Below are 18,050 nucleotides of genomic sequence, written 5' to 3' on the forward strand. Positions count from 1 at the left end.
TTGTGTATCATTTCTTATTCCATTTTAGTAAACGTCAAGCCAATATGAGCAAGTGCCTGCGGCAAGTCTTTCCGGATGGTGATGTCTTTAAATGAAATATTCGACTGAATCGCACTTAGAGCAAGATCTTGTTTAATCCCTGTTAAAACAGCCGAAATTCCTAAAAGTTTCAGCGTTTGTGCATAGCTGACCAAATATTGAATGCTCTGTTCATTCAGGCGTTTTGTTCCCGATACATCAATGACCAAATGAGAGAGCGACAGTCTGTAGCTTTCCTGTAAAATGGTTTCTAAAATATGCTGAGCACGTGTCTCTTCGATATCACCTAGGAGAGGAAGCACGGCGACACCGTCAACAACTGGGACGATCGGTACAGATAATTGCTGAATCTGCCGGTTGGCACGGTCGAGTTCGAGGACGTAGCTTAATAAAGAAGCCATCGTTTCAAACATATGCACGTGTTCTTCTGTGAATTGCTGCGGCCTTAGATCAAGTCCGCAAATCGTTCCGTAGTTCGTACCATCTGTAAAATCAATCGGCACGCCAATGAATGATCCGCCTTGAAGACGTTTCGTGACTTCTAAGTATTTAGAACGATCATCCAATGATATATCAGGGATCACAAGCGTATCCTGATGATCGACCGCCAGCTTGCAAAATGTCTTCTCGTAAGGAATTTCTTCTCCTTCTTCAAGAAGCTGCTCGTCATGATTTAGCACCTTGACAATCTGATTGGTGGTTTGATCGTTTTTAGCAATAAACAGTGTATTCACATCAGTGAATTGACTCATCATGTTTAAAATACTCGTAGAAGCATCATGAAAATTGCGAAACTGTTTTAATAGTTGTTGACGAGGCATTGTTTTAGGACTCCTTGTAGCTCCGATCATAGACCGGAACAATAGTTGATTTGTCTCTATCATACAAAATGAAACGAGAAATAGATATATTTTAATGCGCAAATCCATGTGAATCGGGCGAGAACAAAAAGGACTGCCGATCCTGAGATCTGGCAGTCTGCTGGTTAAAGGGAGACAGGGACGGTAGACATAGAGAAAAATTCCTCATACAACGCTTGAACGGCTTCTTTTTCTTGAGCCGCTTTGACGCCAAACATCATGCTGACCTCTGAAGAGCCTTGATTGATCATTTCAATATTGACCTTCGCTTTTGACAGCGCCTCTGCTGCTCTTGCTGTGGTGCCAACATTGTGACGCATCGCTTCTCCTACAACCATAATGAGTGAGAGATTCGGCTCTAACACGACCTCATCTGCATCAAGCACGAGCTTCAAGCGGTCGAGCAGCTCTTGTTCAATATGCTGCTCCTCCAGCTGATCCTGTCTTAAAATAATGTTCATATCGTCAATGCCAGAAGGAACGTGCTCATACGTAAGCCCATATTCCTCTAACGTTTGCAGCACCTTACGTCCAAAACCGACTTCTCTGTTCATCAAATACTTGCTAATATAAATGCTGCAAAATCCGCTGTCTGAGGCGATTCCGACAACTGGTCCATTTGTATGATCTCGCTGGTTCACAATTTTTGTGCCTTTTGCCGAGGGATTATTGGTGTTTTTAATCTGTACTGGAATGCCTGCACGGAAGGCTGGAATGAGTGCTTCATCGTGGAACACAGAAAAACCAGCATAGGATAGCTCGCGCATTTCCCGGTACGTCAGCTCTGTAATCTCCTTCGGCTCATGAACGATCGTTGGATTAACAGCGTAAACAGCATCCACATCTGTAAAGTTTTCATACACTTCTGCTTTCAAACCGTTTGCTAAAATGGAACCGGTAATATCGGAGCCGCTGCGAGAAAAGGTGACAATATCTCCCAATAGGCTAAAGCCAAAAAAGCCAGGGAATATGATGATGCCAGAGCGCTCTCTTAATTTGTACAAATGATCATATGACTCCGGAAGGACTTGCGCTTGGCCAGGCTCATCGCTCACAAATAAACCAGCTTCCTTTGGATTCACATAGTGAGCTTCGACACCTTGATGGCGGAAATAGGCGGCAATGAGCTTTGCGTTATTGTCTTCACCGCTTGCTTTGATGGCATCAAGATATCGCTCAGGATGAGACGTATCAGCCTGTAAGAGGGCGTCTAGATCTTGCCTGATGGTGTCAATCACGTCATGACTTAACCCGAGTTCATCCGCAATGGAGGCATACCGTTCGATGACGGCTTCCTGTAAATCGTGTGCTTCGCCTAAACGTAAATATTGCTCACCGCAGCTAATTAATAGATCGGTGACCTTCGTATCCGTTGAATGCCGTTTTCCTGGTGCGGAAACAACGACTGCTTTTCGAGCTGGATCTGCTGTTACAATGTCAAATACCTTTTGCAGCTGCTTGCCAGATGCAAGTGAACTGCCACCAAATTTAACGACCTTCAATGCATACATCTCCTATAGTAAAAATTTTCTCACAAATTGAATAGTTCCTATTATCAACTCTTTTCTTTAAATTATCAAGGTTTTTCTTCGCTGTAAATACAAATGTCCTTTTGGAGAGGACGATATAGCGTGAGTATATGAAAAAAGAGCCGGCAATATGCCGAGCTCTTTTCTTATGAAGAAGATGAGGAGGAAGATAGCTCCTGCTTCATCACTTTATTCTCGCGTTTTTCCTTTAAGAAAAAGGAGAGGACGAGTCCAAGGACCGCAATCAAACCAGACACGATAAATGATGTGTTCATGCCGTGAACGGCTGATTTTAATGGGCTGGCTAATTCTGCATTTGCAGCAGAACTGCTCATGATGGAGACAAGCACAGCCGTCCCAATGGAGCCGCCCATTTGTCTCATCGTGTTATTCATCGCTGTCCCATGCGGGATCAAATGAGGCGGTAAAGAGTTAATACCTGCGGTTGTCAGCGGCATCATGATCATCCCAACCCCGATTAAGCGAAGCGTGTAGGCGACCGTAATGAGGGCGATGGATGAATCAAGGGTGAGCAGCATAAATGGCAGGGTAGTAACAGTAAGTATCGTAAACCCGCCTAATGCCAGCCCTTTTCCACCGACTTTATCAAAAATCCGTCCAATAATTGGTGAGAGGAGCCCCATAAAGAGAGCACCAGGCAATAAGATCAGTCCTGTATCAAGAGCAGACAATCCTCTGACATTTTGCGTATAGAGCGGCAGAATCGTCTCTGTCCCAATCAATAAAGCAAAGACAAGCATCCCAAGGAAGGTCGTTAAGCTAAAGATCGCAAACTTAAAGACACCAAATTCAAGCATCGGTCTTGTCAAATTCGACTGGCGCAGAATAAAGAAGAACAAGCTCACAGCGCCGACAATCAGCGATATGAGGACAGTGGCACTCGTCCAGCCATATGTTCCGACACTAGAAAATCCGTAAAGCAGCCCACCGAAACCGAAGGACGACAAGATGACTGATAAAACATCAATACGTGTCTCTCTTTGCTGCGTTACATTTTTCATTAAGAAGAAAGCAAGAATGAGATCAATGATACCGATTGGCAGAACAATATAGAACAAGAACTTCCAGCTGAAGGAATCAACAATCCAGCCGCCAAGTGTCGGCCCAAGCGCTGGTGCGAACGAAATGACAAGACCGACCATGCCCATCGCCTGCCCGCGCTTTTCTTTCGGGAAAATGGTTAAAAAGATCGTTTGCATCAGCGGCATTAAAATCCCTGCGCCGGCTGCCTGCACAATACGCGCTGCAAGTAATACAGGGAAATTCGTTGCAAATGAAGCAAGAATTGTACCGGCTGTAAAGATGCTAAGCGCCGTTAAAACTAAAGAACGGCTTGAAAATTTCTCGATTAAGAAAGCCGTGATCGGGATGAGAATCCCGTTTGTCAGCATAAAGGCTGTGGTGAGCCACTGTCCCTTGCTGACATCAATATTGAATTCCTCCATGATATGTGGGATCGCTGGAATGAGCAGCGTTTGGTTTAAAATCGCGACGAATGCCCCAACGAGGAAAATCCCCACAATCACAGATCGATTATACGATGTTGTTGATTGGTTCATGTTATCCCTTCTTTATCTATAGAATGATGCTTTTCAGCTGTGACACGTTTTGTGATAAAACGCTGTTTTTACCTAAATAATCGAGCAATGAGCTGATTAAAAAGGTTCTCGGTTGGTCCTTTGATAATTCTTGGCTCAGCAGCTCAAACGCAGAGAGGAGATCGTCCTTTTCTTCTCCGTTTGGCAGTGCGTGAAGCTCTTGTTTGATCTTCGTTAAGGACGAGATGACAAGCTTTTCTTCATCATATTCGTCCTGTGAAGAAAGCAAATAAGAGTCCATCAGCTGATCTGTTAACACAGGCTCAATGGAGCAAGGCTTTTTCGACACACGGTCCATCACGCCAATAATCATTTCGGCGGCATTTTCTAATTGGATGTTCTTGCGCTCAATCGCCAGCATTAAGATGAATTCTCTCATTAATCCGTTGAGGACGATCACAAGATCCCAGACGTAAGGCGCAACAGATTCACCATATGTGCTTAAAATAATGTCTCTGTGCCGCTGCATGATAATGGAGCGTGTCTCACGTAAATGCTTAATGACAATGGGCGAATGCTGCGAAAAAGCTTCAAAGGACAGCATATTCAAAAATTTATGATTCTCTTTAAACTCTTCAAGCTCAAGTTTGATCTTCTTTGTGAATTTTTCCTTTTTGGACAGCGTCGTTTCTGAATGAATGATGCGCGAGATCTCTCTCATTTTCAGCTGATTGTATTTAATCAGTTCTAATAGAAGAGCTTCCTTTGAATCAAACAGTTTATAAATAGACGCTTTTGATATTTTACAGGCATCGGCAATTGACTGCATGGAGACACTCATATAGCCTTTTTGAGAAAATAATTTCTTTGAAACCCGCAAAATCTCTTCTTGCTTTTCGTTCATCTTCATAAGTCCTTTCCGAATCGGTAAAACCATATGGTCACAATGGAAACCGAGTGGTCACTTTTGCAATGATAACAAAACCAATGACCCATGACAAGAAAAGAAACTTAAAAAATACCTATCTATGTGACAGGTATTTTATCCTTCCGCATGTGCGGCATATATGATGATCTGTCCGTTAAGTTCGACGATCAAAAGGTCTTTTCGCTCCTTTACAGAGTAAATAGCTGTCCCTTTTTTCAACCGGGAAGCTGTGCCGTGATCAAAATTCTTGGCAGCTGTTTTCTGAATGACACCTACTTGCTGATATTTTGTGACGGTTAGTTGATGGGTCCAATCTACATTTGTTTGATAGACAGTTCCTTCCCTTCAAGACAGCTTTTATATCGTCATAGTCGTTTCCAAAGGATGTATCGGCGAGTAATGAGATTGTATGTTGGCACAAAATACGATACATTTAACGTATGAATAATCCAATCCATCCAACCCGAGAAGACATGAGACTGATTTCTGTGCTGCACGCATTGGCTGATCCAATCCGGTTAGAAATTGTCCGCTGCTTAGCAGAAGCAGGGGAGAGAACATGCGGCACGTATGAGATGAATATTGCCAAATCCACGCTTTCCCACCACTTCAAAGTGCTGAGGGAGGCAGGCGTCGTGAAAGTGAGAATGGACGGTAAACACCGCTACTATTCTTTAAGAAAAGAAGACATCGAGACCGCTTTTCCTGGACTCGTGTCATCCATTTTAGCCGTAGATAAAGAGCGGTGGTAAGCCAGCTGTCTAGTAAAGCAGCTGGCTGTTTTATTTCCCATAAATCGACTCATACAGTCTTTTCACCGCCGGCTCAATATCCTCTGGCCGCATATGAGAGAAGCCGAGGACGAGTGGAACAAAGCCTTCCTGATGCCCCGGCAATTGCTCATCAAGGGTAAAACGGTCCATCCCGTACATTTTCAGCTTTCTTTCTTTGGCTCGCTGTAAAATCTCATGCTGCGTGCGGTTTGAGCGGAACTCTGCGATAAAATGAAGTCCAGCATTTTCCCCAATAATCCGTACATTGTCAGTAAAAACCGTGTCGAGCTCTTCAATGAGCTGCTTCCGTTTTTCCTCATATAAACCATTCATTCTTTTAATATGCCGCTGATACGCCCCATCTTTTATAAAATGAAGAAGGGTGTATTGTGTAAAAAGGCTGGCTGTTTGAATGAAGAAGTGCTGTTCTTCCTTATAGCGTCTCAATAAATGCTGCGGGAGCACCATGTAGCTTAGTCTTAAGCCTGGCAGCAATGATTTTGAAAAGGTCCCCATATAAATGACTTTGTCATATCGATCCAAACTTTGCAGCGCTGGAATGCTGTCTGTACCATACTTGAATTCACTGTCATAATCATCCTCGATAATATAACGGCCGGGCTGATCGGCTGCCCAGTTTAAGAGCTGAATCCGCCGTGAAATCGGCATGATGACGCCAGTCGGAAACTGATGTGAAGGGGTAATGATCAACACATTCGGCTCTTTCTTCTGAATGTCACTCATCCGCACCCCTTTTTGATCAATGCCAATCGTTTCAATTCGGTGATGATTGTTTTTCAGCATTTGATAGAGCCGGCGATAGCCAGGGTTTTCTAATCCGTATACTTGATCGGCTGGAAGAATGCTTGATAAAGAATGGATAAGTGATTGCGTGCCTGCGCTTAAAATGAGCTGTTCTGGGTAGCATTTGACACCTCGCGCAAGCCCGATCAACCGGGCAATCGTTTCCCGAAGCTCGTACACACCTTGTGGATTCGGAAGCTCACCAAAGGCTTCTTGATGGAGGCTGATCGCCTTTTGTTCACTTTTCAGCCAGCTTTTAAATGGAAAATTGGCTGTATCAACAGAGATATGTGAAAAGGAATACCAGTCGTCCCGTGCAATCGGCTCCTCCTTTAAATCTGCTGGAAGGGACGAGGGTTTCAGCTGACCTGACTCATGAAACGTTTCTAATGATTCCACAAAAAAACCTTTGCGTTCGACCGAATATAAATATCCCTCAGCAAGCAGCTGCTGATACGCGCCATTCACTGAATTCACGCTGACGTTTAATGTATCGGCTAACTCTCGTTTAGAGGGTAATTGATCGTGCGGCTGAAGGTTTCGATTTAAAATTTCACCTTTAATTTTCGTATAAATTTGATGATAAATAAATCCGTTTGCCCCTGTTTGATCTAGTTGAATTGTCAGCATCACGTCATTCCATCCTCTCTGGTACCATGAAAAAAATGATATTGGTACTTTCTATCATACCAAAAAATATTCAGAATAATAAAAAAGACATAAAGGGGATGGATGACAATGAGTCAAACGACAACAAACCGTTTTTCAACAGAAGAATGGCAGGGGAAAAGAGATCAATACGTCGCAAGAGGCGTGAGTAATGGCAACCGTCATCTTGCAGCGAAGGGGAAGGGAGCCGAGCTGTTCGATATCGATGGGAAACGTTTTATCGATTTTGCAGGCGCTATCGGTACATTAAATGTAGGTCATTCACATCCAAAGGTTGTAGAAGCCGTCAAAGCACAGGCAGACAGTCTGATTCACCCAGGATTCAACGTCATGATGTACGAATCGTATATTGAATTGGCAGAGAAGCTATGCCGCCTCACACCAGGCGGCCATGACAAGAAAGCCATTTTCCTAAATTCAGGTGCAGAAGCTGTTGAAAATGCGGTGAAAATTGCACGTAAATATACGAAAAGACAGGCCGTTGTGTCGTTTACAAGAGGCTTTCACGGCAGAACGAATATGACGATGAGCATGACGAGCAAGGTCAAGCCATATAAATTTGGGTTCGGACCATTTGCGTCAGAGGTGTATCAAGCGCCGTACCCTTATTACTATCAAAAGCCAGAAGGATTAAGCGATGCAGCCTACGATGAGTACATCATTGATCAATTCAATCAATTCTTCGTCGCAGCCGTTGCACCAGAAACCGTTGCTTGTGTGGTCATGGAGCCAGTCCAAGGGGAGGGCGGATTTATTGTACCATCGAAGCGTTTTGTACAGCACGTTGCTTCATTCTGTCAGCAGCACGGGATTGTCTTTGTGGCAGATGAGATCCAAACAGGCTTTGCGAGAACAGGGAAATACTTTGCGATTGAGCACTTTGATGTGGTGCCGGACTTAATCACGGTGTCAAAATCTCTTGCGGCTGGATTGCCGCTAAGCGGTGTTATTGGCAGAAAAGAACTGCTTGATGCGGCAGATCCAGGTGAGCTTGGGGGGACATATGCAGGAAGTCCATTAGGCTGTGTGGCAGCACTAGCGGTTCTTGATATTATTGAAACGGAACAATTGAATCAACGATCTGAGCACATCGGACAAGTCATTGAGGACAAAGCAAATGATTGGAGAACAACGTATCCATTCATTGGAGAAGTCCGCCGATTAGGGGCAATGGCGGCGATTGAAATTGTGGAAGATCAAAAAACGCGTACACCAGATAAGAAAACAGCCGCAGCGATTGCAGCATATGCAAATGAGCACGGGCTGCTCTTATTAACGGCAGGGATTAATGGGAATATTATTCGCTTCTTAACACCACTTGTCATCACAGATGAGCTGCTGAATGAAGGACTAGGGATCATCGAGGACGCCTTCAAAGCACGCTAAACAACAAAGGGGGATGGTTGTATGCAAAAACAACAAATGGCAAAAACCATGTCGCAGTCTGACGTACTGTTTTTATCCATTGGTGCAATGCTTGGATGGGGCTGGGTTGTACTTTCGGGAGATTGGATTTTAACAGCAGGATTTTTAGGCAGTGTCATCGCCTTTGTCATCGGCGGTATTCTCGTCATCTTTATTGGACTCACGTATGCTGAGCTTTCGTCTGCCATTCCAGAGACGGGAGGAGGGCTCGTCTTTGTCCAGCGGGCATTTGGGATGAAATCAGCGTTCGTCTCAGCATGGGGCGTATTGTTTGGTTATGTGTCCGTCATTACGTTTGAAGCTGTTGCCTTGCCGACAGTTATTGATTATGTCATTCCAACACAGCATGTTGGCTTCCTATGGAATATAGGGGGATGGGACGTTTATTTCACATGGGTGTTGATTGGATCTGGTGGTGCTTTATTTTTAACAGCGCTGAACTACATTGGCGCCAAGCCAGCTGCTATTTTTCAATCTGTTTTTACAGTGGCCATTATCCTGACAGGTTTTCTTCTTTTAGGCGGCGCAACATTTAATGGAAATCTAGCAAACCTTGAGCCGATGTTTCAAGGCGGAGTTGGCGGTCTCATGGCGGTTTTAGTGATGATTCCCTTTTTATTCGTTGGTTTTGATGTCATCCCGCAAGTGGCGGCGGAGATCAATGCGCCGAAGAGAATTATCGGGAGAATTTTGATTATCTCCATCGTGAGTGCCGTTGTGTTTTATCTGCTCATTGTCTTTGGGGTAGCTGCTGGGCTGTCAAAAGGACAGCTTGAAGCCTCTTCATTGGCGACAGCAGATGCGATGGTGGAGCTGCTCGGTCATCAGGCGTTTGGAACAGTGCTTGTCATTGGCGGTGTAGCAGGAATTGTGACGAGCTGGAATGCTTTTATCATCGGTGCAAGCCGTATTCTATATGCGATGGCGGAAAGAGGCATGATTTCCAAATGGTTTGCGTATATTCATCCAAAGTATAAAACGCCGACAAATGCCATTTTATTTCTTGGTGCTTTGGCTTTTTTTGCTCCATTACTAGGGCGTCCTGCCCTCGTGTGGATTGTCAATGCGGGCGGTGTCGGAATTATCGTTGGGTACTTAATAGTGTCCATTGCCTTTATGAGACTTCGAAAAGCAGAACCAGAGCTTGAGCGTCCATACCGCATTAAGTATTGGCGGACGACAGGCGTTTTAGCTATCGGGCTGAGTCTCCTTTTTCTTTCATTTTATTTTCCAGGAATGCCGGCCTCCTTATCATGGCCAGCTGAATGGATATTGCTTTTAGGTTGGGCACTCATTGGGTATATACTATATGTAATGAATCCAAGAACGAAGGAGACGGTAGAGCATGACAAACGAACTCAAAGTGTATAATCCTGCAACAGGAGAAGAAATTGCTTCAGTTGCTCAGCATACAAAAGAACAGATCGAAGACGCCATTACCCGCTCACATAAAGCATTCAAAGCATGGGCAAAAACGTCTGCGCATGAACGTGCCAATATCATTCGCAAGTGGTTTGATCTCATGATTGAACATAAAGAAAGGCTCGCGAAAATCATCACGGAAGAAAACGGGAAGCCGTATCAAGAAGCATTAGGCGAAATCGTCTATGCGGCTGGATACATTGAATGGTACGCAGAGGAAGCCAAACGGATATACGGCAGAACCATTCCGTCACATACGACGAACAAACGCCTTTTTGTCACAAAGCAGCCAGTGGGCCCTGTTGCGGCCATTACACCGTGGAATTTCCCAGCAGCCATGATCACGAGAAAGGCTGCACCAGCACTTGCAGCGGGCTGTACGTTTATTGTGAAGCCTGCTGAAGACACGCCGCTGACGGCTATTGAACTTGTGAAATTAGGCCACGAAGCTGGAATTCCAGAGGATGCCCTGCAATGGGTGGTTGGAGATGGAAAAGAAGTCGGTGAAATATTCACAGATAGTCCATTGATTCGCAAAATCACGTTCACAGGCTCAACGCCAGTCGGAAAGCATCTGATCAAAAACAGTGCGAGTACAGTCAAGCACGTATCAATGGAGCTTGGCGGTCATGCTCCGCTCATCGTAGACAAAGATGCCAATCTTGAACTAGCTGTCAAACAAGCAGTGGCGTCTAAGTTCCGTAATGCAGGACAAACCTGTGTCTGTGCCAACCGCTTAATTGTGCATGAAGACATTCATGAAGCATTTGCTCAAGGCTTCAGCAAAGAAGTAGAAAAGCTGAAAGTGGGAAATGGCTTTGAAGAAGGCACATCCATCGGCCCAATTATCAACAAGCGCGGCTTTGATAAAATTGTCAGCCAAATTCAAGATGCAGTCGATAAAGGGGCGAAAATCCTTGTCGGCGGTGATACGCATTTTGATGATGACAAGTCATATTATTTTGTCCAGCCAACGGTTCTCACACATGTAGACCCTTCCATGAACATCATGCATGAAGAAACCTTTGGACCAGTGGCACCGATTACGACGTTCAAAACGCTAGATGAAGCGATTGAATTAGCGAACGATACACCTTTTGGTCTTGCAGCTTATTTCTTTACAGAGAATTATCGAAACGGCCTCTACATCTCAGAGAATCTTGATTACGGGATAATCGGCTGGAATGATGGCGGCCCATCGGCTGTTCAAGCACCATTCGGAGGAATGAAAGAAAGCGGAATTGGCCGTGAAGGCGGCATCGAAGGGATCGAACCGTATTTAGAAACCAAATATGTATCCATTGGTTTAGACGAATAAACGTGAAAAAGACTGTCCGAAGAAGGAATCTCGGCAGTCTTTTTTATGTTAAACAGCCGGCGGAAAAAGCTGCTCCACCGTTTCTTTTGTTTCTTTCAGAATTTCGTGGATGTAATCTGCTGGTGCCTGCTCCATGCTGCTGAACAAAAGTCGTTCAACAGGCTCAACACCAATAAAATTGAAGACTTCTGTATCTGTTGTCATGCGATGGGAGGCGGAAACGATCCGGTTAGAGTCAAGAAAGGTCCTTGGAGCATCGTGCGTGTTGATAATGACACCCTTTTTGTGCCGAAGCAGGTTTTCAATAGCCCCATGCTCATTGATTTGATAAGCGAAGCCCTCAGAAAAAACGCGTTCTACATAGCCCTTTAGCATAGCGGGTAAGCCTGTCCACCAAATGGGAAAAATAAACGTTAGGACATCTGCTTGCTGAATCAGCTTCTGCTCTGTTTGAATGGCAATTGGGACATCACCCCGTTTGATCGCAGCCTTTTCCAACATGCTTAGCTCTGGCGAAAAACCAAGAGCATAGACATCACGAATAGTCACTTCATGACCATTGTTCAAAAGAGTGCTGACAACAAGATCTAATAAGGTTTGATTTAAGCTTTGCTGGGGATGAGCAAATATAATTAAATGGTTCATCTCATAGCCTCCTAGGTGGTCATGTGTCTCATTATGGCACGCGTCACCATCCTATTCAATCCTATATTGGTAATAATAGGTTGGAAAAATGATCTCGTGTTCAAGGTGGAAAGAAACAAAGCGATCGTTTCCGTGAAAACGATCGCTTACGAATCAATTATTTCTTTCTAAAAGCAAGCCCAAGCGCAATCAGTGCTACGACTAGAGCAGCAATGGACAACCCTATTACAAGTGGTGAGGAAGAGTTGGAGGCTGTTTCAGATGCCTTTTCTTCTTTTGGTTTTTCTTGTCCATGTGAATCCGTTACCGTATTAGATGCCACAATGTTTGTGATCGAATGCGGCTTATCAGCATCTTTATCGCCTGTCCATTCAACGACCGTTCCATCCTTATAATATTGATATGCATCCCATGCAGCTTCACCTGCTTTTTCAGGGTTTTTCGCTACAAAAACGAATTGCTGGAACTGTCCGGCAAGCACGCCTTTACCCGTTGCTTCCCAAGTCACTCTTGTCACCTTGCCATCTTTTTCTTCAGTTGACGTTTTCCATCCAGGGACTGGCTCATATTGCTGGAATTCTACGCCTTTAGGTATTGTCACGACAACCTTAGTCGTTGGACTGTCACTCTCAGAAGGAACTTTTAACGTATAGGTTTCCCACGCATTTGTCGCAGACGTATCAGGCTTGACTGTGACATGAGCACTCACAGGAATCGCCAATAAAAATGAAGTGAGAAGCATTGGTAATAAAGCTTTAACGTATTTTTTCATATGGTATGAACTCCTTTTAGTTTCTTCTAATAAATGTGGTATCGATATTTTCAAAAGAACCAGTTAACGCATGGATTTCAATTTTCCAAGTACCTTTTTCATTTAACAAGAGGTTTTCAGCAGAGAAATGACCATTTTTTAATCGTTTCAGCTGAAATTCACTCGGTTTCTCTTCCCCGAATAAGGCGACTTTATGGATCTTGGCTGATACAGATTGAATATCTGTAATCGTTTGTCCATCCTTCTTCGTAAATGCGACCTCGAATGTGTTTTTCCCCGGGGCATTCGGGGTAATGCTCATGGACACAATGTCACGATGCTCGACCTGGTTTGCGCCAAAGAATGGCTCAGGTGCAGGCGGAGGAGGGCTCGGAATATTGGTGAACACAGCCGTTAATAACAAAATGGCGATTCCGATGATCCACTCAGCTCGTAACGAAACGTTTTGTTTCTGTTTCTTTTCCCATCTCAGCATCAAGTAATGGACAAGTCCTAGAAGGCCCATCATGATAAATAAACCAAGCTTGATTAAAAAGGTTCTTCCGTACGCTGATTGGAAAAGAGCATCAAACGATTGCAAAATGAAGATGGCATTCACAAATCCTGAAAACACAATGAGTCCAACAGAGAGCAGTGCCCAAGGGTGAAACGCATTTAATGTATTTCGGATGAGCGGCTGATCTTCATTTGGCAGCTTCTTCAACAATAAAAGCACAATGGCTGTTAAACCACCGACCCAGATCGATGCAGAAACGAGATGGATGAAATCAAGTGACGTTGTCAGTATTTTATTATCGGTTGCTGCTGGATGTCCGATTTGTGCTTTCAGCCAGAGAAGCACTGCGAATAGGAGCAGTGGAAACAACCATACCCGAAAAGAAGTAAAAACCCCTTTTTTCATCGCGACTATGCTCCAAATGGTCAGAAGAACAAATGACACCATGAGCATCATCCACAAACTGCCGCCAGAAGTCGACGCAATGGTTTCTTGTAAGAGCGATGGTTGAAATGCCCCCAAAAAGGACACGTCTGCCGCTGATTTTGTTTGAATTGGCAGCTGGAACACGAGTGCTCCGCCCATCATGATCAGTGACAAAGTCAAAAGCCGTTTCATTCGTTTCACTAATACAGGAGAAATGGCTGTTTTAAACCAAAACAGTCCAAATAAAATGGTCCCGAGAAATAAGCTAAACGACGTATAAAGAAAGGCTTTATCAATGGTCGAGGCAACATCGATGGATTCATTCGTTTGACCTTGATCTAATTGGTCAAAGCCGCCATCCGCTTTGCCAATACTAAACGGGATCATGCCAGAGACAGAGTGACCGTCTGCTGATACCGCATTCCACTGAATGGTATAAATTCCTTTTGGTAAATCCTTTTTTAAAGCAGCTTCCATGATTTTTTGATCTTTAATGACCGTATCTCCTTTATCCACACGATCACCTTTTGCATTGAGCACCTTAATGGCATGAAATCCGCTTTCGATTCCTTCACTAAATGTGATAGAGACCGAAGGAGGCTGCTTATCAAGCTCTTCATTTGCCGCTGGATTTGAGCTGACGACGTATGCGTGAGCAAATGCTTCCTTTGGAATGAAAAAAGCGAACATGACGATAAGGAGCAGAAGCCACTTACTATGTTTCAACAAGTGTATAACCGCCTTTCTACCTATGAAAATGTCTCATGTATCAGAAAGAAAGCGGCAGTAAACTGTGAGTCACAGAAAAAACCGCTCCTCCTATTGTGCCGCTCACTCTAAAAGGTAAACGAAACAAACAGCAAGATGGTTCACTTTTTCTGTGTCATGTCTGCGCAGACATTTCTTGATTGAATAGGTTTGATCATGTATAAGCCTAGTCGATTTAAGAAGAGGAAACAAGAAGTGACTATTTGAAAGTTGTGAAATTACAATGAATTTTGCATCAAAACCACGGCACGTCAACCTTTTTACTCCATTTGTCCTATGCTCTGACAGAGAATTCACATCATATTTCAATTTTGTCACACACTAAGTGACAAAGTGACATTTAGTTTCAATTGAAGGGAAAGTGAAAGCGTTTTACGATAGGGTTAAGGGCTCCACTGACACTTGTTATTATATCTTTTGACCTATAAAGGCCTGAATAAAGGGAGAGAAGAAAGGAGTTTTCATAGATGCAGGAAAAAAGCGGATTCCGCGTAAAAGTACAGCGCTTTGGAAGCTATTTAAGCGGCATGATTATGCCGAATATTGGAGCATTTATCGCTTGGGGACTCATTACGGCATTGTTCATTCCGAGTGGCTATTTGCCAAATGAACAATTAGCTTCACTTGTTGGTCCAATGATCAACTACTTACTGCCGCTCTTAATCGGTTACACAGGCGGTAAGCTCGTATACGACCATCGAGGCGGGGTACTCGGTGCAACCGCGACGATTGGGGTCATTGTCGGTTCGGACATTCCAATGTTTTTAGGTGCCATGATCATGGGACCACTTGGCGGTTACTTGATTAAGAAAATTGATCAGCTGTTCAAAGATCGAATCAAATCGGGCTTTGAGATGCTTGTGAATAACTTTACGGCAGGGATTCTAGGTGCCATTCTTGTCGCGATTGCCTTCTACGCCATCGGCCCAGTGGTACTTGGTCTAAATAAAGCCCTTGCAGCTGGTGTAGATATCATTGTGAATGCACATTTGCTTCCGCTGGCAAGTATTTTCATTGAACCAGCGAAAGTCTTGTTCTTAAACAATGCGATTAACCAAGGAATTTTAGGTCCTTTAGGGGTGGAGCAAGCGGCAAAGACAGGGCAGTCCGTTCTGTTCTTGCTTGAAACAAACCCAGGACCAGGGTTAGGTGTTCTACTTGCGTACATGTTCTTTGGTAGAGGAAATGCGAAACAGTCTGCACCGGGTGCGATTGTCATTCAATTCTTAGGAGGAATTCATGAGATTTACTTCCCGTACATCTTAATGAAACCAAAGCTCATTTTGGCGGTTATTGCAGGGGGAGCAAGCGGCGTTCTGACCTTTACCCTGTTAAATGCAGGATTAAAGGCTGTGCCGTCACCAGGAAGTATTATCGCCCTCATGCTGATGTCACCAAAAGGCGGACACCTTGCCGTTCTTGCAGGTGTTGTCGTGGCAGCCGTCGTATCATTCCTTGTCGCTTCTGTGATTTTGAAGGCTTCAAAAGCTGTTGATGAGGATCTAACAGCAGCAACAGAAAAGATGCAGGACATGAAAGGGAAGAAAAGCGCAGCAGCTGCTGCTCTCACAGCTCAAAAAGAAGATGCTGAAGCAAATGAGCAAGCAGCATCTCCAAGTGATGTCAATCCAGATGACGTGAACAAAATCATCTTTGCCTGCGATGCAGGAATGGGCTCAAGTGCGATGGGCGCATCCATCTTAAAGAATAAAGTCAAAAAGGCAGAGCTTGATATTGATGTGACAAACACATCCATCAGCAACATCCCAGATGACGCCGATGTGGTCTTTACTCATAAAGATTTAACAGACAGAGCCAAGGCGAAACTGCCGGGCGCTGTGCATATCTCAGTTGATAATTTCTTAAACAGCCCGAAATACGATGAGCTGATTGAGAAATTGAAAAAATAACATGACGAAACGGGTTGAGTTCAATTTTTCTTTATTGAACTCCCCGTTTTGGTTTGTTTTTCTGATTTTCCATTCTAAAAAAAGGTGTGTGATCATTCATGAAACAAGTACTTTCAAAAGACAATATTTTTCTAAACGAACAAGCAGGCTCAAAAGAAGAAGCCATTAAAAAAGCGGGCGAGGTCCTAGTGGCAAACGGCTATGTCACAAGTGATTATGTTGACAAAATGTTTGAAAGAGAAAATATCTCATCTACATTTATGGGCAACGGGATTGCGATTCCTCATGGAACAGAGGATGCTAAAGCGGCTGTCCTTCATTCTGGGATTTCCATCATTCAAATTCCAGAAGGTGTTGAATACGGAGAAGGAAATATCGCCAAAGTTGTCTTTGGCATCGCTGGTAAAAACAACGAACACCTCGATATTCTTTCTCAAATTGCGATTGTCTGTTCAGAAGAAGAAAATGTAGAACGCATCATCCATGCAAAGGATCAGGATGAACTGATCGCCATCTTTAACGAGGTGAACTAACATGAAGGCACTTCATTTTGGAGCAGGAAATATTGGCAGAGGGTTTATCGGATCTTTGTTAAAAACATCAGGCTTTGAGCTTGTCTTTACCGATGTAAATGAAGCGGTCATCAACGAGCTGAATGAAAGAGGAGAATACACGGTTGAACTCGCATCGCCGGGTCAAAAACAAGAAGTAGTCGGCCCAGTGAGAGCGATCAATTCTGCACAAGACACAGCGGCATTAACAGAGGCCGTCGCATCAGCCGATTTAATTACAACAGCTGTTGGACCAGCCGTTTTGAAGATCATAGCTTCATCGATTGCTGAAGGATTAAAAGAGAAAAAACCTGACCATATCATCAACATCGTGGCATGTGAAAATATGATTGGAGGCAGCTCTCATTTAAAAGAAGCCGTTTTCTCTCATTTAACAGAAGAGGAACAAGAAGCGTTGTCACAAACAGTTGGTTTTCCAAACGCTGCTGTGGACCGCATTGTTCCGATTCAGCACCATGAGGACATTCTGAAAGTATCAGTCGAGCCTTTTTTCGAGTGGGTCATTGATGAGACTGGCTTTATTGGTGACGTTCCTCAGATTGAAGGAGCAACCTTTGTACAAGATTTGACGCCGTATATTGAGCGCAAACTCTTTACTGTCAACACAGGGCATGCACTAGCTGCTTATGTCGGGTATCAGCAAGGCGTTCAAACGATTAAAGAAGCCGTCGATACACCAGAGATTCGCCGAGTTATTGAAGGAGCACTTCATGAAACAGGCAGTTATTTAATCGACACATATGGCTTTCAGAAAGAAGAACATGATGCCTATATTCAAAAAATCATCAAACGATTCGAAAATGCTTTTATCTCCGACGAAGTCACTCGTGTCGCACGATCTCCTCTTAGAAAGCTGGGAGCAGACGACCGTTTAATCGGTCCAGCGAAAAAGATCAAACAGCCAGTGTACTTAATCAAAGGTATCGCTGCAGCTCTCGCTTATGACTTTGCCGAAGACGAAGAAGCGGTTCGTTTGCAGGCATTAAGAAAAGAAAAAGGCATTGAAGATGTGCTGGAAGAAGTATGTGGCCTCACGCCAACAGACGATCTCTATCAAGCCATTCTGAAAGAAACAGCTCGATAATCAGAAAATCCCTTTCCAACGAGTGAAAGGGATTTTTTTATGACTTTTTTA

15 protein-coding genes are annotated in these 18,050 nt (G+C 44.0%); 7 read left to right on the forward strand and 8 right to left on the reverse strand.

Annotation, left to right across the window (positions count from 1 at the left end):
- Positions 1 to 14: 14 nt before the first annotated feature.
- The 4 genes from MHH26_RS00120 to MHH26_RS00135 form a co-directional block, all read right to left on the reverse strand.
- Positions 15 to 860 carry a GAF domain-containing protein gene (locus MHH26_RS00120; protein ID WP_034664090.1) on the reverse strand — a complete coding sequence of 282 codons (846 nt, stop codon included), beginning with the start codon at positions 858 to 860 and terminating at the stop codon, positions 15 to 17.
- Positions 861 to 1,024: 164 nt separating this feature from the next.
- Positions 1,025 to 2,401: an aspartate kinase gene (locus MHH26_RS00125; protein WP_340971661.1), complete on the reverse strand. Its 1,377-nt coding sequence runs from the start codon at positions 2,399 to 2,401 to the stop codon at positions 1,025 to 1,027.
- A 173-nt stretch (positions 2,402 to 2,574) separates the two neighbouring features.
- Positions 2,575 to 4,008 carry an MDR family MFS transporter gene (locus MHH26_RS00130; protein ID WP_034664086.1) on the reverse strand — a complete coding sequence of 478 codons (1,434 nt, stop codon included), beginning with the start codon at positions 4,006 to 4,008 and terminating at the stop codon, positions 2,575 to 2,577.
- Between the two features lie 16 nt (positions 4,009 to 4,024).
- Complete coding sequence (locus tag MHH26_RS00135; RefSeq protein ID WP_334750787.1) at positions 4,025 to 4,891, reverse strand: TetR/AcrR family transcriptional regulator; 867 nt, start codon at positions 4,889 to 4,891, stop codon at positions 4,025 to 4,027.
- A gap of 464 nt (positions 4,892 to 5,355) precedes the next feature.
- Between MHH26_RS00135 and MHH26_RS00140 the strand changes: the two genes are divergently transcribed.
- Positions 5,356 to 5,667, forward strand: a complete 312-nt coding sequence (locus MHH26_RS00140) for an ArsR/SmtB family transcription factor (protein WP_340971665.1) — start codon at positions 5,356 to 5,358, stop codon at positions 5,665 to 5,667.
- A gap of 30 nt (positions 5,668 to 5,697) precedes the next feature.
- Here the strand turns inward: MHH26_RS00140 and gabR are convergent, their stop codons facing one another.
- The gene (gabR, locus tag MHH26_RS00145; RefSeq protein ID WP_340971667.1) at positions 5,698 to 7,122 is read right to left on the reverse strand and encodes a MocR-like transcriptional regulator GabR; all 1,425 of its coding nucleotides are present in this window, start codon (positions 7,120 to 7,122) and stop codon (positions 5,698 to 5,700) included.
- A 108-nt stretch (positions 7,123 to 7,230) separates the two neighbouring features.
- Here gabR and gabT point away from each other — a divergent pair, with 108 nt between their 5' ends.
- Genes gabT through MHH26_RS00160 form a run of 3 tightly spaced genes read left to right on the forward strand, consistent with a single transcriptional unit; the run spans position 7,231 to position 11,326 of the window.
- Positions 7,231 to 8,547, forward strand: coding sequence for a 4-aminobutyrate--2-oxoglutarate transaminase (gabT, locus tag MHH26_RS00150; RefSeq protein ID WP_340971669.1), 1,317 nt, complete (start codon positions 7,231 to 7,233; stop codon positions 8,545 to 8,547).
- Positions 8,548 to 8,568: 21 nt separating this feature from the next.
- Entirely contained in the window at positions 8,569 to 9,957 is a 1,389-nt protein-coding gene (locus MHH26_RS00155; protein WP_340971671.1) for an APC family permease, read from the forward strand.
- Positions 9,932 to 11,326, forward strand: a complete 1,395-nt coding sequence (locus tag MHH26_RS00160) for an NAD-dependent succinate-semialdehyde dehydrogenase (RefSeq protein WP_340971674.1) — start codon at positions 9,932 to 9,934, stop codon at positions 11,324 to 11,326. The genes MHH26_RS00155 and MHH26_RS00160 overlap by 26 nt, the downstream gene beginning before the upstream one ends.
- A 48-nt stretch (positions 11,327 to 11,374) precedes the next feature.
- Here the strand turns inward: MHH26_RS00160 and MHH26_RS00165 are convergent, their stop codons facing one another.
- From MHH26_RS00165 to MHH26_RS00175, 3 genes are all read right to left on the reverse strand, one after another.
- Entirely contained in the window at positions 11,375 to 11,971 is a 597-nt protein-coding gene (locus MHH26_RS00165; protein WP_334750792.1) for an NAD(P)H-dependent oxidoreductase, read from the reverse strand.
- 157 nt (positions 11,972 to 12,128) lie between these two features.
- The gene (locus tag MHH26_RS00170) at positions 12,129 to 12,743 is read right to left on the reverse strand and encodes a YcnI family copper-binding membrane protein (protein WP_340971677.1); all 615 of its coding nucleotides are present in this window, start codon (positions 12,741 to 12,743) and stop codon (positions 12,129 to 12,131) included.
- A 16-nt stretch (positions 12,744 to 12,759) separates the two neighbouring features.
- Positions 12,760 to 14,394: a copper resistance CopC/CopD family protein gene (locus tag MHH26_RS00175; protein ID WP_340971680.1), complete on the reverse strand. Its 1,635-nt coding sequence runs from the start codon at positions 14,392 to 14,394 to the stop codon at positions 12,760 to 12,762.
- 506 nt (positions 14,395 to 14,900) lie between these two features.
- Here MHH26_RS00175 and MHH26_RS00180 point away from each other — a divergent pair.
- The 3 genes from MHH26_RS00180 (at position 14,901) to MHH26_RS00190 (ending at position 17,999) form a co-directional block, all read left to right on the forward strand.
- A complete protein-coding gene (locus tag MHH26_RS00180) occupies positions 14,901 to 16,343 on the forward strand; it encodes a PTS mannitol transporter subunit IICB (protein ID WP_034664061.1) in 1,443 nt (480 codons plus the stop codon).
- 98 nt (positions 16,344 to 16,441) lie between these two features.
- Positions 16,442 to 16,876 (forward strand): PTS sugar transporter subunit IIA, encoded by a 435-nt coding sequence (locus MHH26_RS00185; protein ID WP_034664060.1) that lies wholly within the window; start codon positions 16,442 to 16,444, stop codon positions 16,874 to 16,876.
- 1 nt (position 16,877) lies between these two features.
- The gene (locus MHH26_RS00190) at positions 16,878 to 17,999 is read left to right on the forward strand and encodes a mannitol-1-phosphate 5-dehydrogenase (RefSeq protein WP_340971683.1); all 1,122 of its coding nucleotides are present in this window, start codon (positions 16,878 to 16,880) and stop codon (positions 17,997 to 17,999) included.
- The last annotated feature ends 51 nt before the right edge of the window (positions 18,000 to 18,050 follow it).

Origin of the sequence: Bacillus sp. FSL K6-2839 (assembly GCF_038003365.1) — a bacterium.
Classification (GTDB): domain Bacteria; phylum Bacillota; class Bacilli; order Bacillales; family Bacillaceae; genus Bacillus.

What these genes read in the sequence shown, in the direction of transcription:
- MHH26_RS00165 (WP_334750792.1), bottom strand. Translation starts at nt 11,971, where the DNA reads ATGAACCATTTAATTATATTTGCTCATCCCCAGCAAAGCTTAAATCAA.
- MHH26_RS00185 (WP_034664060.1), top strand. Translation starts at nt 16,442, where the DNA reads ATGAAACAAGTACTTTCAAAAGACAATATTTTTCTAAACGAACAAGCA.
- gabR (WP_340971667.1), bottom strand. Translation starts at nt 7,122, where the DNA reads ATGCTGACAATTCAACTAGATCAAACAGGGGCAAACGGATTTATTTAT.
- MHH26_RS00170 (WP_340971677.1), bottom strand. Translation starts at nt 12,743, where the DNA reads ATGAAAAAATACGTTAAAGCTTTATTACCAATGCTTCTCACTTCATTT.
- MHH26_RS00120 (WP_034664090.1), bottom strand. Translation starts at nt 860, where the DNA reads ATGCCTCGTCAACAACTATTAAAACAGTTTCGCAATTTTCATGATGCT.
- MHH26_RS00155 (WP_340971671.1), top strand. Translation starts at nt 8,569, where the DNA reads ATGCAAAAACAACAAATGGCAAAAACCATGTCGCAGTCTGACGTACTG.
- MHH26_RS00190 (WP_340971683.1), top strand. Translation starts at nt 16,878, where the DNA reads ATGAAGGCACTTCATTTTGGAGCAGGAAATATTGGCAGAGGGTTTATC.
- MHH26_RS00130 (WP_034664086.1), bottom strand. Translation starts at nt 4,008, where the DNA reads ATGAACCAATCAACAACATCGTATAATCGATCTGTGATTGTGGGGATT.
- MHH26_RS00180 (WP_034664061.1), top strand. Translation starts at nt 14,901, where the DNA reads ATGCAGGAAAAAAGCGGATTCCGCGTAAAAGTACAGCGCTTTGGAAGC.
- MHH26_RS00135 (WP_334750787.1), bottom strand. Translation starts at nt 4,891, where the DNA reads ATGAACGAAAAGCAAGAAGAGATTTTGCGGGTTTCAAAGAAATTATTT.
- MHH26_RS00140 (WP_340971665.1), top strand. Translation starts at nt 5,356, where the DNA reads ATGAATAATCCAATCCATCCAACCCGAGAAGACATGAGACTGATTTCT.
- gabT (WP_340971669.1), top strand. Translation starts at nt 7,231, where the DNA reads ATGAGTCAAACGACAACAAACCGTTTTTCAACAGAAGAATGGCAGGGG.
- MHH26_RS00160 (WP_340971674.1), top strand. Translation starts at nt 9,932, where the DNA reads ATGACAAACGAACTCAAAGTGTATAATCCTGCAACAGGAGAAGAAATT.